Source organism: Peribacillus sp. NPDC097197 (assembly GCF_050278025.1).
Lineage (GTDB): Bacteria > Bacillota > Bacilli > Bacillales > DSM-1321 > Peribacillus.
Genome location: NZ_JBNNST010000019.1, coordinates 46269 through 62178, shown reverse-complemented (window position 1 = coordinate 62178; position 15910 = coordinate 46269). Strand labels below are relative to the sequence as shown.

Here is a 15910-nt window from a genome sequence, read left to right as displayed (position 1 = left end):
GCATCTTTATCACCTCAAGTTTTAATACTTTTATTTTAAAATAAAAAAGACTGTAGGCAAAGTCGATTTTCATCGAGTTTGTCTACAGTCTGAAAGAAGAAATTGATGATTTCTTCTTTTTATCTTGACCCTTCCCATCAACGAGTTAAGTTATAGGCTACTTTAAAGGTTTATTCAAGCTTGTTCAGGATGAATGAACCTTTTTTACTGGCTTAACAAATCACTGTAACAAACTTGAACTATTTGTGTATAATAATTGAAGTTAAACCAAAATATTAAACCAAGTTAATTTATATGAAAACTCCATTGACAATGATTTGATATGTGTTAATATTTAAAATAATAAAACTTATCAAGAGCGACGGAGGGATTTGGCCCTTTGAAGTCCAGCAACCTGCATCATGAATGCAAGGTGCTACATCCAACAAAATGTCATCATTTTGGAAGATAAGGTAAATAAGATTACCTTATCAATCTTTCCATCTTGGCATGGAAGGATTTTTCTGATTGATTTTATTAATTTGGGGGAATTCATTTACAAGCTGATCATCTTACGACAAGCTAGTCGACGAGTTTTCTTAAAGGAGGAATAGCCTTGGAAAAGGAAAATCAGCTGGGGGAAATATTTGAAAGGCTGCAAGAAATGCTAAAAACTATGAAATATGGATCCATAACCCTTATCGTTCAGGACGGTAAGGTTATACAAATGGAAAGAAACGAAAAATTGAGAATTAAATAAATGGACTGCTGACTAGAAAACTAGAGGTGGATTTAGCTGATATAAATAGGAAACTATTGGTTAAAGCCGCCTTTTTCATTATAAGAAATGGTGTTTCAAAGGCTTTCAAAGATATCTGCTGTACCATAGGGTGATTCTTAAAAGGGGGTATAGAGTTGGCAGAGCTAGTGGACTATGAAAATATTGATACAGCGACATTACCTTCGTTCCCGGAAGATAGCGATACAAAAGGCGCGTTAGAAGTATTGGAATGGGCAAATTCAGAGTACGGAGATAAACTCATTTATGCCTGTAGTTTTGGGATTGAAGGAATTGTACTGACAGATTTGCTGGCAAAGGTTAATCCTTCCGCCAAAATCGTATTCTTGGATACGGATGTTCATTTCGCTGAGACTTACCAATTAATCGAACAAGTGAAAAATCGTTACCCACGGCTTTCCATTGTAATGAAGAAACCGGAAATGACATTGGAAGAACAAGCCGCTGAATTTGGTGATGAATTATGGCTTCATGACTCAAATCAATGCTGTAACATCCGCAAAATTACGCCGCTCACTGAAGTATTATCAACAGCGACGGCTTGGCTCTCGGGACTGCGCAGGGAGCAATCGGAAACCCGTGCATTGACTGAATATATAAACAAGGACAACAAATTCAAATCTATCAAAATTTGTCCGCTCATTCATTGGACATGGAAAGATGTATGGCGTTATGCGCATAAAAATGGTTTACCATATAATGTGCTTCATGATAATGGATATCCAAGTATTGGCTGTAAAACATGTACAGCACCTGCCATTAATGCTGATGATCTTCGTTCAGGACGATGGCAAGGTGCCCAAAAAACAGAATGCGGATTACATTTATCATAATTATAAAAAATTCAGGGGGAAATCAGCATGACCATTAGCTTGCCGCACGGAGGAACATTAATCAATCGCTTTGAACCAGACTATGATTTAACTAAAATAGAACAATCCGTTGAAATTGATGAAATCTCATTAAGCGACTTGGAACTTATAGGGACTGGAGCATACAGCCCCATTGAGGGATTCTTTTCAAAAGAAGACTATCAAACAGTAGTAAAGGATATGAGGCTTAGCAGCGGGCATGTCTGGAGTATTCCTATTACATTACCACTTTCCGCTGATGTGGCAAACGCTCTTACAATCGGAGAAGAAGTAAAGTTAACTCATGAGGGCCAAACTTATGGAGTCCTTGCCGTTTCCGATATATTTACACCTGATAAGCAAGTGGAGGCAACTTTAGTTTATCAAACGGATGATGAGAATCACCCAGGTGTAAAAAATCTATATAATCGTGGCGATGTATATGTAGGTGGTAAAATCAAGCTTATTAAACGGATCGAGCGTCCATTATTCGAGGATCATTATTTAGACCCAGTTGATACCCGAAAAACATTTGAAGAAAAAGGGTGGAAAACGGTTGTCGGTTTCCAAACAAGAAACCCCATTCACCGTGCCCATGAATATATTCAAAAAACAGCATTGGAGATAGTGGATGGATTATTCTTAAACCCATTAGTTGGTGCCACGAAGTCCGATGACATTCCTGCTGACGTTCGGATGGAAAGCTATAAAGTATTACTTGAAAAGTATTATCCAAAGGACCGTGTCTCACTTGCGGTATTCCCAGCAGCCATGCGATATGCAGGACCTAGAGAAGCGATTTTTCATGCAATGGTTCGTAAAAACTACGGATGTACTCACTTCATTGTCGGACGCGACCATGCAGGTGTGGGCGATTATTACGGTACGTATGACGCACAAAAGATCTTCGGGAACTTCACTTCTGATGAGTTAGGGATAACATTATTATTCTTTGAACATAGCTTCTATTGTAAAACATGTGGGAATATGGCTTCTGCAAAAACATGTCCGCATGGTAAAGAAGATCACGTCATCCTTTCTGGGACGAAGGTTAGGGAAATGTTACGGAATGGGGAAATTCCACCAGCGACTTTCAGCCGCAAAGAAGTAATCGAAGTATTGATAGAAGGGCTTAAGAAGAACGAGGTATATAACTAATTATTGTAAGTTTTAGAAGGAGGATCCTCATGAGTAAAAGTACTAATGTAACTTGGCATGATGCATCGGTAACGAAGGAACTTAGACGGAAGCAAAACGGTCATGAGAGCACGGTGATATGGTTTACCGGGCTTTCAGGTTCTGGGAAATCAACGATCGCCAATGCTGTTGCAAAAGAGTTGTATAATCGGAATATCCGAAATTATGTTTTGGATGGGGATAATATCCGTCATGGACTTAACAAGGATTTAGGCTTCTCAGAAAAAGATCGCACAGAAAATATTAGACGGATTGGAGAGGTATCCAAGCTCTTCGTGGACAGTGGTCAATTCGTATTAACGGCATTTATATCACCTTTTCGTGCAGATCGTCAAATTGTTCGGGACCTGCTTGGAGAAGGCGAGTTTATTGAAGTGTACATAAAATGTCCACTTGAAGAATGTGAAGTCCGTGATCCAAAAGGCCTTTACGACAAGGCGCGTAAAGGTATCATTAAAAATTTCACTGGAATCGATTCTCCATATGAAGAACCGGAACATCCGGAAATCGTATTGGAATCCAGTCAGTTTAGTGTAGAAGAGTGCGTCGAACAGGTTATAGACTATTTGACAACAAAGAGAGCGATTTAACCTAGGGGGAAAAGAAATGGTGTACGAGAAGATTTGGGCGGACAATCCAGCGCTTGTCAAAAACAAAATGGAAATTCGGAAACTGGAAAAAGATGCTTTGAAGATTTTTGACGATATCCCTCATTACGCGGCAAATGGATTCGACTCCATCCCTAAAGAAGAATGGGATGTGTTCAAATGGGCAGGTCTTTACTTACAACGTCCTAAAGAAGCTGGTTATTGGATGATGCGTGTTGTGATTCCAGGAGGGATTCTCACATACGACCAACAGATCACCCTTGCAAATATTGCTAAGGATTATGGCCGCGATGTCTATGACATCACTACACGGCAAGCTATACAATTTCATTGGTTGACGATAGAGCAGGTCCCTGATATATTAAATCGTCTAGATCAGGTAGGATTGACAACAGCGGGTGCTTGCGGAGACATAACACGGAATATTATCGGCAACGCTCTAGCTGGAATCGATCCAGATGAGTTATTCGATACGCGGGAAGTCCTTACGGATGTATTTGAATACTTCAGAATGAATGAAGACTTTTCGAACCTTCCACGTAAATATAAAATGTCAGTCAGTGCTAATATACATAATGCTTCAAACGCCGAAATCAATTGCGTTTCCTTTAATCCGGCAACAAAGGTCATAGATGGGAAAGAAGAAGTCGGCTTTCATGTGAAAGTTGGTGGGGGTCTATCCTCAGTCCCTATGCTGGCACAAGAACTGGATTTATTCGTTTTACCTGAGAAAACGGTAGAAGTGGCTGCAGCGATCACAACGATTTTTCGTGATTTCGGATACCGGGAAAAACGCCACCGTTCACGTTTGAAGTTTCTTGTTGCTGATTGGGGCCCTGAACAATTCACGGAAAAAGTACTGGAATACACTGGGCCGCTACCTGACAAGGGAGAAAGCGCGTTGAAGGAATGGAATGCTGGTTATTTTTACGGCATACATAAACAAAAACAGGAAGGACTCAACTATGTGGGTGTCAATATCCCAGTTGGTCGACTAACGCCCGAAGAGGTTATCGAGTTCGCCGAAATAGCTAAAAGATATGGAAATGGGGAAATCAGGAATTGTAATTCCCAAAACCTGATTATTCCGAATGTATCGGATGGAAATCTGGAAGCCTTAAAACAGGAAACAATCTTTGAAAGATTTCCATACGAGCCCAAGAAATTTCTCGGTTACTCCGTTTCCTGTACAGGTATAGAATATTGTAACCTAGCACTTGTTGAAACGAAAAACAGGATGAAAACCATTGCCGAAACATTGGATAAGGAAATTGATCTAGATGTACCGGTAAGGCTGCATATGGTTGGCTGCCCTAATAACTGTGGCCAGCGAGCGATTGCTGATATAGGATTACAAGGGATAAAAATGAAAAACCAAGATAAAAAGATGGTTGAGGCTTTCGAAATATACGTGGGCGGAACATTAAATGCTGGCGGAAAATTCAATGAAAAACTAAAAGGAAAAGTGGAAGCGGGACAACTTTATCATGTCTTGAAAGAGCTAATTCTTTATTTTAAAGACAAAAAACTTCCCTCGGAAAGTTTTCTTGAATTTGTTGAACGGGTTGGAACGTCGGAATTACAGAATAAACTGGATAATGTCTTAGCGAGCATGATTGCTGTTTAAAAAGAGGTAAAAAAATGATGAATCTTTATCGCTTTGAAGTTACAATTAAGAATGAATTATGTCATGTCGTCATTGTTGCAGATTCAGATGAAATGGCTTTCCAGCTTGTCGATATCGAGCTGGAAAAACGGTTTTTGAAAATGCCGATGGTTAATGACGTATCATTATATGAAAAGAAACAAATTAAAAATGGAGCAGGTTTCGTTTTATCGAATTTCGAAACAGTACTCTGAGGAAAGGCGGATTGCAAAATGGGGAAAGTATATCTAGTAGGAGCCGGTCCCGGAGATCCAGATTTAATTACAGTAAAAGGGTTAAGATGTATTCAGGAAGCTGATGTTATTTTATATGACCGCCTTGTAAACAAAGAGTTGTTGACTCATGCCAAAGATGGCGTAGAATTGATTAATTGTGGAAAACTGCCGGATTACCATCTCTTGCAACAAGAAACAATCAATCGTTTTCTCGTCAAATATGCAAAAAAGGGTAAGGTGGTCACCCGATTAAAGGGCGGAGATCCCTTTGTGTTCGGTAGAGGCGGAGAGGAAGCAGAGGCTCTTGTCGAAAATGGAATACGCTTTGAAATAGTACCGGGCATTACAGCTGGCATAGCCGCATCGGCCTATGCAGGTATTCCGGTTACCCATAGAGACCATGCATCATCATTTGCCATTGTAACCGGTCATCGTAAAAAGGGTGAAGACGATAACATCAAATGGGAATCGCTTGCTAAAGGCATCGATACATTGGCGATATACATGGGTATTAAGAACCTTCCGTATATTCAAGGAAAACTCTTGGAACATGGGAAAAGCCCAGACACACCTGTAGCATTAATCCATTGGGGGACATTGGATACACAAAAGACGGCTATCGGTACATTAGGCACTATACTAAAAACTGTCCAAAACGAAGGAATCTCAAATCCCTGTATGATCGTCGTTGGAGAAGTAGTTAACTTAAGTGGGAAAATTAATTGGTTCGAACCAAGGGAAGTCGAAAAGTTATTGGCTAACGAGGCCTTTTAATGGAAGCGATTCTTTACATATGCCATGGTAGTCGCGTTAAAGAGGCTTCCGCGCAAGCTATCGATTTTATTCGAATTTGTATGAAACGACACCCCAATGTTATTCAAGAGTATTGCTTTCTGGAATTGGAAAGCCCGACCATAGAAGAAGCATATGCAGCTTGTGTATACAGGGGAGCAACAAAAATTAAAGCAATCCCGATTCTCTTATTAACTGCTGCGCACGCTAAACATGATATTCCACAGGTTTTACGTAAAATGAAAAACCAATTTCCTGATGTGGAAATGAAATATGGTAGGCCAATAGGGGTCAGTGAGAGAATGGTGGATATCTTAGAGGAACGGTTGGTAGAAACAAAAGAAAAGATAACGGAAAATTCACTTGTTTTATTGGTTGGGCGGGGAAGCAGTGATCCTGATGTAAAAAGAGACTTAGGCCATATAGCCAATTCACTTCAAAACAGGATACCAAACACTAGAGTGAAGGACTGTTATTTGACAGCGGCGTCACCAAGCTTTGGAGAAGCACTGTTAAAAGCGAAGTCGACTCCCGTAAACCAAATTTTCGTAATCCCTTATCTATTGTTTACTGGTCTTTTAATGCAATCGATGGAAAGGGCAATATCGGAAGTCCAGAGAAACAGCGACAAGAAATTTGTCCTTTGTCCTTATCTTGGCTATCATCCTAAGATTGAACAAGCAATATCAGATAGAATTCAGGAATTATCTGGGGAGAGTGCTTATGTATCCGATTACGCTTAATCTCGAAAATAAAAAGTGCGTCATTATCGGCGGCGGTAAAATAGCCTTTTTTAAAGCTAACCCTTTAATAAAGGCAGGAGCTATTGTCACTGTGATAAGTCCTGAGATTTGTGAAGGGTTCCAGCAACTTCAAGAACAAGGAGCCGTTCATGTTGTTCGTAAAGAGGTGGAAGCATCGGATTATCAAGAAGCCTTTTTAATCATTGCCGCAACCAACTCATCCAAGGTTAATGAAGAAATCTACAAAAATGCTCATGAAAATCAACTCGTCAATGTCATCAGTAATCACGAGATGGCAAACTTCCACATTCCGGCAACTTTACATAGAGGAAAGCTTACAATCAGTGTTTCCACAAATGGGGCAAGCCCTCAGCTAGCTAAACAGATCCGTAATGATTTACAGGAAGTATATGATGAATCGTATGAGGATTATCTCGAATTCCTATTCGAAGCAAGACAGCATATAAAAAGCAGTTCATTTTCAAAAACAGAAAAATCCAGGTTGTTAAAAAATTCAATCGACGTGTTGTATAAGCATTCCGTTAAGGAAAGATATCGTTTTTTAGTGAGTCTTATGCCAGTGGAAATTGATTAATAGAATGCGCTCATCAGAGAAAAGGAAGGCACCTTGCAATGATAATTTATCATTGCAAGGTGCCTCTTTTGACTATACATGAATGGTGTATGTAAGGTCAGTGTATTAATCTAGGAAAATGGGGAGGAAGTCATGGGAAAGTTCATCGTGTTAGCTTTCATCAGTTTTTCAAGAATGAATAGATGGTTCACTTGGAACGGTAATGGGAAAGTTCATCTTCACTCCAATTGATGTTTTGAATTACTCCAGCAGTTGCTTCAGTTTAGCATGTTATCCGTCCCTTATCAGAATTGGAACCACCGCTGTTTCAGTGGCCTCGTCTATCAACCTTGGTATTGTAGACAAGAATATGGTCTATTGCATGGTTTCCAGGGGAAATGAAATACATGCCTTTTTAGGCTGGAATCTATCACAAAACTGTCTTTAGCAAAAAAGCTAGGAACTTATTCAGCCTAAGCGAATTGGCTCTTAAACAACCATAGGGTTGTATTTTGCATTCCATGAAAATCTCATTCTAAAATTTAATCAGTTCATTTATACGAGGAATTTAGTTTCTTCCCTTTTAAGAAGTTTTCTTACTATAATAAGTCCAATCGGATGAGACAAGGTATCCATATACTATTGTTGAGGCTAAATAAGAAAGGGGTACATCAATGTCCATTTTTTCAAAAGACTCAACAGGCTCAAGTCTAGGCAAAGTTCTAGCACGGTTTCGGGCTGGCGATTCATTTTCATTAGAGATCATTCCCGGGTATATCTTCACAGTCAATAACAAGTTCAACGCTACACTCAAGAAAAAAAAGGAGAAAGAGTGTAAGCAAGATGAGACGTGTCAGGAACGAAAAAACAAACACGACAATAAAGAAAATGATTAAACCATTCCATGATTTATGTGTCAAGATTGACCAGTAATCTTCTTAAAGAATCAGTCATCTGAATGGATGGCTGTTTTTTTATAGGTCGATCTATAAAGAGTTTTGCCTTTTTAAGTCATCATGGATTTATTATCGAGATAAAAACATCTGAAAAGGTAGTTAAATATTTTACAGTTTTGTACAATAATATAAAAGAGATAACTTAACGTTATAAAAGGAGTTTTAAAATGTACAGCATACCCGATCACCTAGCGGAAAATTTGGATATCCTGTTTGTTGGCTTCAATCCTAGTATCCGTTCAGGACAGACAGGACATCATTATGCCAATCCAAATAATCGCTTCTGGAAGATTCTCTTCGAAGCTGGATTAACCGAAAGAAAATACGATCCTTCTGAAGACTTCGCTTTATTAGGGTTGGGTTTTGGATTTACTAATATTGTTTCTAGACCGACAAAAGGGGCTGCCGATATCACTAAAGAAGAATACAAAGAGGGAAGAAAACAACTACTTGCAAAGATAAAGCTTTTCAAGCCTAGGCTTGTTTGTTTCGTCGGTAAGGGAGTATATCAAGAGTATCGGCAGAAACGAGACGTACCATGGGGCTTACAGAAAGATCCTTTGTCGAAGGAAACGATGGAATTTGTAGCCCCATCTTCAAGCGGTTTGGTTAGGATGAGGATAGAGGATATTATTGAAATCTATCGAGAATTGCCGGAGCTTTTGAAGAAGTGAAAATACATAATAAGGGCGGAGACTTATGAGGCAGGATAGTTTGGGAGAAGAGCGTATCTATACAGATGTCAATGAAGGGCAAAGTTTCTGGGAAGGGGTGAAGGACTGTATCCCTACTTTACTGGGATATCTAAGTATCGGCTTTGCGGCTGGGGTAGTCGAAAAAACATCGGGCTTAAGCATGGTGGAAATTGCCCTTATTTCCCTCTTATTATATGCAGGATCCGGTCAATTTATAGCGTCAGGCATGATTGCGGCAAGTCATCCGATTTCTGCCATTGTTTTTACGATCTTTTTCATCAACAGCCGCCATCTTTTACTAAGTGCGGCATTGGCACCATATTTCCGTCATCAAACAACGAAGCAAAATATACTAACAGGTGCCTTGTTAACAGATGAGACTTTTGGCGTTGCCATTAATCATGCACAGCTAAATAGAGCCATCAATTTTAAATGGATGTTAGGTCTGAATGTTGCCGCCTACTTTAATTGGTTCGTGGCAAACATGGCAGGGGGCTTTTTAGGGCAATGGATTCCCAATCCCGAGAAATATGGCATGGACTTTGCATTGCCTGCAATGTTTATTGGGCTTCTTGTTTTGCAGATTTTAAGCCATAAAAAGTATTTTCTTGCCTGTTTGGTAGCTCTCAGTGCCATCATAATTGTAGTGGCTTCAAGCTTTGTTTTTTCTGGAAGCACAGGTGTCATCGTTGCAACAATATTAGCATCAACCATAGGGGTGGTGATTGAAAGGTGGAAATAAACGCATATATTTTCTATGTGATCTTAGGGGCCGCCATCGTTACTGTCATCCCTAGAGTCTTACCATTAGTGTTACTTAGCAAAATGCATATTCCTGAGTGGGGCATCAATTGGCTGAAACATGTTCCTGTTGCTGTCATGGCTGCCCTACTTGCTCAGGAACTTTTTTTAGTGGACCAATCGTTTTCTATAAGGGAAAATTTATTGAGCCTAGCTGCTGCACTGCCTACATTTGCAATAGCCATTTTCACACGAAGCTTACTAATTACCGTACTTGGAGGAGTTCTTTCATTAATGGCATTAAGAATATTCTTTTAAAAAAGTTTTAAAAAGTACTAACTTTTTAGTGAATGAGTCGATATAACTAGTGAGGTTCGCCTCACTGGTTTTTTTGGTGCGTGATAATTGGGTGGGGATTTATCTTAACTTATAAGGTTTAGGAAGCTTGATTATCAAAAACGCGCGGGCTTACATATTCTATAATAAAAGAATTCGTATTGTAAGCGCTTTAAAGATTGGATGAATGTTTAATAATTGAATGGCTGTTAATAATGGAAATAAGCAAATTGCTACGGAGGTGTTTAAGTAATGAATATAAATGGAGCCTTAGAAGTCCTTGATCGTATGCGTCTTTCTAATGGGGCATATACAGCAAGTCTTTCTGAAGATTATAATTATGTATGGGTTAGGGATGTAGTTTACACAGTGTTACCTTTTTTAACTGATTCATCCGATCGATATATGAATGCCTATCATGCATTATTTGATATATTTCGTATGTATGAATGGAAAATAGACATTCATACCGAAAAAAAACCTCAATATCTTTTTGAATATATTCATGCTCGGTACTCCACTGATTTAAAAGAACTTCCAGTTGAATGGGGCCATGCCCAGAATGATTCAATTGGTGCTTTTTTATGGGGGGTTGGCGAAGGTTACCGGAATGGACAAAAGGTCATACGAGATGAACATGACTTGGAAATTGTGCAAAAGTTAGTCGATTATCTTGAGTGTCTTCAATATTGGCAGGCCGGAGATAATGGGATGTGGGAAGAGAATATTGAAATACATGCTTCAAGTATTGGAGCTTGTGTAGCCGGTTTAACTTCCGTAAAAATGCTTGTGACAGTTAAGGAAGAATTAATTAAGAAGGGAGAGGAAGCTCTTCGTTTCCTGCTTCCACGAGAAAGCTATACGAAGGAAACCGATCTTGCCCTTTTATCATTAATTTATCCATACCGTCTAGTTGATCGCAATACTGCCCTGAAAATTTTAGAGAATGTTACGAATCGTCTTGAAAGGACTTACGGTTGTATACGTTATGAGAAGGATCTTTATTATAATGAAGGGCAAGAAGCCGAATGGTGCTTCGGGCTCCCTTGGATTGGACTTTGCTACCTTGAACTAGGTATGGTGAACAAGGCGATGGATTATATTGATAAAACAAAAAAAATCATTCCGTTAAATTGGGAGGTGCCCGAATTATATATTGGAGGAAGAGACGTCCCTAACGGAAATACCCCGTTAGCTTGGTCAGTTTCTTTATCATATTTATTTTTGGAGAAAACAAATATGATGCAGAATGAAAAAATCAAATAAGTCATTTAGAGCATGAAAATAAGCTCTTCCCATCAAGGGAAGGGCTTACATTTATTTTGGGGGAAGTATTTTATTACATTTATTGGGTATTCTTCCATTAAAATGTTTAAAGGTAGTGCGAAAAGGGCATTTATTACAATATATCGCCTCTGTTTGAAGGATAAATGCCATTTTTAACGAATATATATATTAACTGGTACTTATTGATACGAATATGCTATCGAGTTTATATTGTTCATGTTGATGGAGGCGGATAAATGAAGACAATGATTGGCCAACTAGAAGATAGTTATCCAAGTGACTTTGATTTATATTTATTTCATGAAGGTACGCTTTATGAAAGTTATAAAATGCTTGGGGCGCATATTCTAACATCATCAGGTATAGAAGGTGTAAGATTTGCGGTTTGGGCACCTCATGCCAAGAAAGTTTCAGTAGTGGGAAACTTTAATAATTGGGACGGTACAGATCATTTTATGGAACGTATCGATAATTCCGGTATCTGGGTATTATTTATACCTGGATTAAAAGAAGGTGATTTGTATAAATACGAAATACATTCACCGGGAAATAAGCAATTTCTAAAGGCAGATCCTTATGCTTTTTATTCTGAAAAGAGACCAGATACAGCCTCCATTGTCCATGGTTTGAATAGCTTCGATTGGGCTGACTCGAAATGGCTGAGTGATAGGAAAAAGGGAAATGTTTATCAAAAACCCATGTCCATTTATGAAGTGCACCCTGGTACATGGAGACAGACAGCGATGTCCGAGTTTTATACCTATCGAGAGTTGGCTGATAGCTTAGTAGAGTATGTGGTTGATAATGGATTTACCCATATTGAACTGATGGCCATAATGGAACACCCTTTCGATAAATCATGGGGATATCAGGTGACCGGTTATTATTCAGTAAATAGCCGCTTTGGATCTCCAAATGATTTTAAATACTTGGTGAACCTTTGCCACCAAAAAGGGATAGGTGTCATATTAGACTGGGTTCCTGCACACTTTTGTAAGGATTCCCATGGTCTTAGCTGTTTTGATGGTACTCCACTCTATGAACCAATTGAATTTGATCGAGCTAATCGACCAATATGGGGAACATTTAATTTTGATTTTACGAAACCAGAGGTTATTAGTTTTCTCATATCTAATGTGATGTACTGGATGGATGTATACCATATTGATGGTGTACGTGTGGATGCCGTTTCTTCCATGATTTATTTGAATCATGATAATCCCTTGCCAGTAAAACTTAAAAACCAATATGGCGGGGAAGAGAACCTAGAAGCGATTCGGTTCTTACAAAAATTGAATGAAGTGATTTTTGATAAGTATCCTAATGCCTTAATGATGGCTGAAGAAGCAACAGATAGACCCCTTATTACTTCTCCAACTGATATAGGAGGTCTAGGCTTTAATTATAAATGGAATATGGGATGGTCAAATGATATCCTCCGATATATGCAATTGGAAACAAGTGATAGACCCAGTCATCATAACCTCTTAACCTTCTCATTTCATTATGCATTTTCAGAAAATTTCGTCTTGCCTTTCTCTCATGATGATGTGGTTCATGGAAAGAAGTCTTTATTGAATAAGATGCCGGGAGACTATTGGCAGAAGTTTGCTAATTTGCGCTTGCTCCTCGGGTATTTCATGACGCACCCAGGAAAGAAGCTCCTCTTTATGGGCGGGGAATTTGGACAGTTTATTGAATGGAAAGATGATGAACAGTTGGATTGGTTTCTTTTGGAATATGAGTCCCATACAAAGTTAGCTCTTTATTTTCGAACCCTGCAACAATTTTATCGAGAACATTCATCATTATGGCGACAGGACCACGTACAGGATGGTTTCGAATGGATAGATCCCAATAATCGTTCCCAGAGCATTCTTACATTTATGAGAAAAGGTAAGCGAAAAGGAGATTATTGTATCGTGGTTTGTAATTTTTCAGAACAGACACACTATCAGCATAAAATTGGTGTCCCATCTCTAGGGAAGTATATGGAGGTATTTAACAGTGATGACCTTACCTTTGGAGGGTCTGGACAAATCAATCAAGAACCTCTTCATGTTAAAAAAGAACCTTATCATAACCAAAGATACAGTATGAATATTACAGTTCCTCCATTAGGGGTTTCAATTTTTATGAAGCAAACAAAAAAAAGGGCTGGGAGAGTGAACGAATAATGGGAGCAAAAAAGTGGATTGCGATGTTATTGGCAGGAGGTCAAGGCTCAAGGTTAGGTGAATTAACTATTGGATTGGCAAAACCTGCAGTTCCTTTCGGTGGTAAATATAGAATCATAGATTTTCCATTAAGTAACTGCACTCATTCCGGTATCGATACGGTTGGGGTCCTGACTCAATATCAGCCATTGATACTTAATGATTATGTCGGAAACGGAAAAGCATGGGACTTGGATTTAGATGTGGGTGGCGTTTCTGTCCTTCCCCCTTATCAAGGAAAAGAGGGTGGGGAATGGTATAAGGGTACAGCTAATGCTGTTTATCAAAATATTCAGTATATCGATAACTATGATCCTGAGCATGTGTTAATCCTCTCAGGCGACCATATTTATAAAATGGACTATAGCAAAATGCTGGACTATCATATCGAAAAATCTGCTGAGGCAACTATAGCAGTGATTCAAGTACCTTGGCAGGAAGCAAGCCGCTTCGGCATTATGAATACGAATGAAGGTGATAGGGTCACTCAATTTGATGAAAAGCCAAAATACCCGAAGAGTAATCTGGCGTCAATGGGTGTATACCTTTTCAACTGGAAAACATTAAGAAAATATCTTATAAATGATGAAAAAGATGTGAATTCTTCCAATGATTTTGGCAGCAATATCATTCCAAAGATGCTGGAAGATAGAAAGAAATTGTATGCTTATCGATTTAATGAATATTGGAAGGATGTTGGAACGGTTGAGAGCCTATGGCAAGCCCATATGGACTTATTGGAAGAAAACCCTAATTTCCAGTTAGATGACCCGCAATGGAAAATTTTCGCCCGAAATGCTAATCATCCGCCACAATATATTTCGAGAGAAGCGGAAGTCACACAATCGCTCGTGAATGAAGGCTGCATGATTTATGGGAACATTGACCATTCCGTCTTATCCTATAATGTCAAGGTTGGATTTGGCTCAACCATAAAAGACTCAGTCATAATGCCGAATGTCACCATTGGCAATAATGTCCACATTGAAAGAAGTATCATAGCAAGTAATTGCGTGATTGAAGACGGAGCAGTGGTAGGTAATTCAACCGTGACTTCTGACATTACCTTAATTGGAGAAAATCAGACCATTACTGATTCAAATAAAAAAAAGATAACTCTTAATTGATCAAGGGGGAGCTGCAATGGAAAATGTGTTAGGAATCATCAATTTAATTAATGAAAAACAACATTTAAAAGAATTGACTGCTCACCGTAATGTGGCATCTGTGCCATTTGGCGGACGATACCGTCTAATCGACTTCACAATGTCGAACTTTATCCATGCGGATGTTTCAAAGGTCGCTGTCTTTCCAAAGGAAAAATACCTCTCTGTTATGGACCACTTAGGATCAGGGAAAGAATGGAACTTAGACCGGCGTTCAGGTGGATTATTCATTTTGCCACCTATACATCCTGATGAAACGGTCACTGGAGACATGAAACAATTTTATGACCATCTCAGCTTTTTTGAACGGGCAGATGCCGACACCGTCATCATATCTCCTGGATGCCATGTTTGTAAATTGGACTTTAACGAAGTGCTTGCTTACCATAAAAAAGAGAAAGCGGATATCACTGTCGTCTATAAAGATTATGTGGGAGAGTCCATTGAAAAACCCATCTACCACAAATGTTCAGTGAATTCGGATGGCGCCATCACCGACATTAGCTTTTTTACCATACCTCAACCGGGAGACCATGTTTGTCTAGAAACCTTCATTATCAGTAAAAGCCTTTTGGTCAATTTGATTAAGAGCTGTGTTGCCAATGGGGAATACGATTTCTTGAAAGATGCGGTTAAAGCCAATCTTCATCGTTTTACGGTTAAAGGCTATCATTTCACTGGAGAAATGCCGTTCATACATTCTATTGAAAGTTTTCATTCGAGTAATATGGATTTCTTGAATCCTGCCGTCATTCGGACTTTCTTTGGGGATACATGGGATGTCTATACAAAAATTAAAAACGAGGCTCCGGCTAAATACACACAATCCTCCAAGGTTACTAATTCATTGATTGCCAATGGGTGTAATATTGAAGGTACAGTTGAAAACAGTATTCTATTCAGAGGAGTCAAGGTGAAAAAAGGGGCAGTCGTAAAGAACAGCATCATCATGCAAAAAGGTGAGATAGAAGAAGGGGCAGTCGTAGAAAATATTATAACGGATAAAGAAGTTAGAATTACACGGGATAAAGAAGTAATTGGCCTACAACAACCAACTGTAATAAAGAAAGCAGAAGTTATTTAATGGAG

General features: G+C 39.0%; 17 protein-coding genes and 1 riboswitch. All 17 genes read left to right on the top strand.

The genetic code is table 11. From position 1 onward, the window contains the following. Window positions 1–346 precede the first annotated feature (346 nt). Window positions 347–454: riboswitch (SAM riboswitch) on the top strand. Window positions 455–622: 168 nt separating this feature from the next. The 17 genes from ACQKL6_RS18565 to glgD all read left to right on the top strand — a co-directional run bounded on the left by ACQKL6_RS18565 (window position 623) and on the right by glgD (window position 15905). Further along, window positions 623–739, top strand: a complete 117-nt coding sequence (locus tag ACQKL6_RS18565) for a YezD family protein (protein ID WP_402873240.1) — start codon at window positions 623–625, stop codon at window positions 737–739. Window positions 740–906: 167 nt separating this feature from the next. Next, complete coding sequence (locus tag ACQKL6_RS18560) at window positions 907–1611, top strand: phosphoadenylyl-sulfate reductase (RefSeq protein WP_402873237.1); 705 nt, start codon at window positions 907–909, stop codon at window positions 1609–1611. A 27-nt stretch (window positions 1612–1638) separates the two neighbouring features. After that, window positions 1639–2787: a sulfate adenylyltransferase gene (sat, locus tag ACQKL6_RS18555; protein ID WP_427651726.1), complete on the top strand. Its 1149-nt coding sequence runs from the start codon at window positions 1639–1641 to the stop codon at window positions 2785–2787. A gap of 29 nt (window positions 2788–2816) precedes the next feature. After that, entirely contained in the window at window positions 2817–3416 is a 600-nt protein-coding gene (gene cysC, locus ACQKL6_RS18550; RefSeq protein WP_402958809.1) for an adenylyl-sulfate kinase, read from the top strand. A gap of 16 nt (window positions 3417–3432) precedes the next feature. Continuing rightward, window positions 3433–5061: a nitrite/sulfite reductase gene (locus tag ACQKL6_RS18545; RefSeq protein WP_427651725.1), complete on the top strand. Its 1629-nt coding sequence runs from the start codon at window positions 3433–3435 to the stop codon at window positions 5059–5061. 14 nt (window positions 5062–5075) lie between these two features. Beyond that, window positions 5076–5294, top strand: a complete 219-nt coding sequence (locus ACQKL6_RS18540; RefSeq protein WP_427591252.1) for a DUF3906 family protein — start codon at window positions 5076–5078, stop codon at window positions 5292–5294. A gap of 18 nt (window positions 5295–5312) precedes the next feature. After that, window positions 5313–6089, top strand: a complete 777-nt coding sequence (cobA, locus tag ACQKL6_RS18535; protein WP_402873141.1) for a uroporphyrinogen-III C-methyltransferase — start codon at window positions 5313–5315, stop codon at window positions 6087–6089. Continuing rightward, window positions 6089–6850, top strand: a complete 762-nt coding sequence (locus ACQKL6_RS18530; protein WP_427651724.1) for a sirohydrochlorin chelatase — start codon at window positions 6089–6091, stop codon at window positions 6848–6850. The genes cobA and ACQKL6_RS18530 overlap by 1 nt, the downstream gene beginning before the upstream one ends. Next, complete coding sequence (locus tag ACQKL6_RS18525; protein WP_427651723.1) at window positions 6831–7445, top strand: NAD(P)-binding protein; 615 nt, start codon at window positions 6831–6833, stop codon at window positions 7443–7445. Before ACQKL6_RS18530 ends, ACQKL6_RS18525 begins: the two co-directional genes overlap by 20 nt. Window positions 7446–8098: 653 nt before the next feature. Next, window positions 8099–8320, top strand: coding sequence for a hypothetical protein (locus ACQKL6_RS18520; protein ID WP_427591254.1), 222 nt, complete (start codon window positions 8099–8101; stop codon window positions 8318–8320). A 227-nt stretch (window positions 8321–8547) separates the two neighbouring features. Beyond that, window positions 8548–9054 (top strand): mismatch-specific DNA-glycosylase, encoded by a 507-nt coding sequence (locus ACQKL6_RS18515; RefSeq protein ID WP_427591255.1) that lies wholly within the window; start codon window positions 8548–8550, stop codon window positions 9052–9054. 25 nt (window positions 9055–9079) lie between these two features. Then, entirely contained in the window at window positions 9080–9817 is a 738-nt protein-coding gene (locus ACQKL6_RS18510; RefSeq protein ID WP_427651722.1) for an AzlC family ABC transporter permease, read from the top strand. Continuing rightward, window positions 9808–10134, top strand: coding sequence for an AzlD domain-containing protein (locus ACQKL6_RS18505; protein ID WP_427591256.1), 327 nt, complete (start codon window positions 9808–9810; stop codon window positions 10132–10134). The genes ACQKL6_RS18510 and ACQKL6_RS18505 overlap by 10 nt, the downstream gene beginning before the upstream one ends. A 270-nt stretch (window positions 10135–10404) precedes the next feature. Then, entirely contained in the window at window positions 10405–11418 is a 1014-nt protein-coding gene (locus tag ACQKL6_RS18500; protein WP_402873121.1) for a glycoside hydrolase family 15 protein, read from the top strand. A 257-nt stretch (window positions 11419–11675) separates the two neighbouring features. Continuing rightward, window positions 11676–13616 carry a 1,4-alpha-glucan branching protein GlgB gene (gene glgB, locus ACQKL6_RS18495; protein WP_427651721.1) on the top strand — a complete coding sequence of 647 codons (1941 nt, stop codon included), beginning with the start codon at window positions 11676–11678 and terminating at the stop codon, window positions 13614–13616. After that, complete coding sequence (locus ACQKL6_RS18490) at window positions 13616–14782, top strand: glucose-1-phosphate adenylyltransferase (RefSeq protein ID WP_402873115.1); 1167 nt, start codon at window positions 13616–13618, stop codon at window positions 14780–14782. The genes glgB and ACQKL6_RS18490 overlap by 1 nt, the downstream gene beginning before the upstream one ends. Before the next feature lie 16 nt (window positions 14783–14798). Further along, on the top strand, window positions 14799–15905 hold the full coding sequence (glgD, locus tag ACQKL6_RS18485; RefSeq protein WP_402873112.1) for a glucose-1-phosphate adenylyltransferase subunit GlgD: 1107 nt from the start codon (window positions 14799–14801) through the stop codon (window positions 15903–15905). Window positions 15906–15910 lie beyond the last annotated feature (5 nt).

Bases quoted from the DNA above. Each gene is read 5' to 3' on its own strand.
- ACQKL6_RS18545 (WP_427651725.1), top strand. From the start codon at position 3,433: ATGGTGTACGAGAAGATTTGGGCGGACAATCCAGCGCTTGTCAAAAAC.
- ACQKL6_RS18520 (WP_427591254.1), top strand. From the start codon at position 8,099: ATGTCCATTTTTTCAAAAGACTCAACAGGCTCAAGTCTAGGCAAAGTT.
- glgB (WP_427651721.1), top strand. From the start codon at position 11,676: ATGAAGACAATGATTGGCCAACTAGAAGATAGTTATCCAAGTGACTTT.
- ACQKL6_RS18500 (WP_402873121.1), top strand. From the start codon at position 10,405: ATGAATATAAATGGAGCCTTAGAAGTCCTTGATCGTATGCGTCTTTCT.
- ACQKL6_RS18525 (WP_427651723.1), top strand. From the start codon at position 6,831: ATGTATCCGATTACGCTTAATCTCGAAAATAAAAAGTGCGTCATTATC.
- glgD (WP_402873112.1), top strand. From the start codon at position 14,799: ATGGAAAATGTGTTAGGAATCATCAATTTAATTAATGAAAAACAACAT.
- ACQKL6_RS18530 (WP_427651724.1), top strand. From the start codon at position 6,089: ATGGAAGCGATTCTTTACATATGCCATGGTAGTCGCGTTAAAGAGGCT.
- cobA (WP_402873141.1), top strand. From the start codon at position 5,313: ATGGGGAAAGTATATCTAGTAGGAGCCGGTCCCGGAGATCCAGATTTA.
- sat (WP_427651726.1), top strand. From the start codon at position 1,639: ATGACCATTAGCTTGCCGCACGGAGGAACATTAATCAATCGCTTTGAA.
- ACQKL6_RS18490 (WP_402873115.1), top strand. From the start codon at position 13,616: ATGGGAGCAAAAAAGTGGATTGCGATGTTATTGGCAGGAGGTCAAGGC.
- ACQKL6_RS18510 (WP_427651722.1), top strand. From the start codon at position 9,080: ATGAGGCAGGATAGTTTGGGAGAAGAGCGTATCTATACAGATGTCAAT.
- ACQKL6_RS18540 (WP_427591252.1), top strand. From the start codon at position 5,076: ATGATGAATCTTTATCGCTTTGAAGTTACAATTAAGAATGAATTATGT.
- cysC (WP_402958809.1), top strand. From the start codon at position 2,817: ATGAGTAAAAGTACTAATGTAACTTGGCATGATGCATCGGTAACGAAG.
- ACQKL6_RS18515 (WP_427591255.1), top strand. From the start codon at position 8,548: ATGTACAGCATACCCGATCACCTAGCGGAAAATTTGGATATCCTGTTT.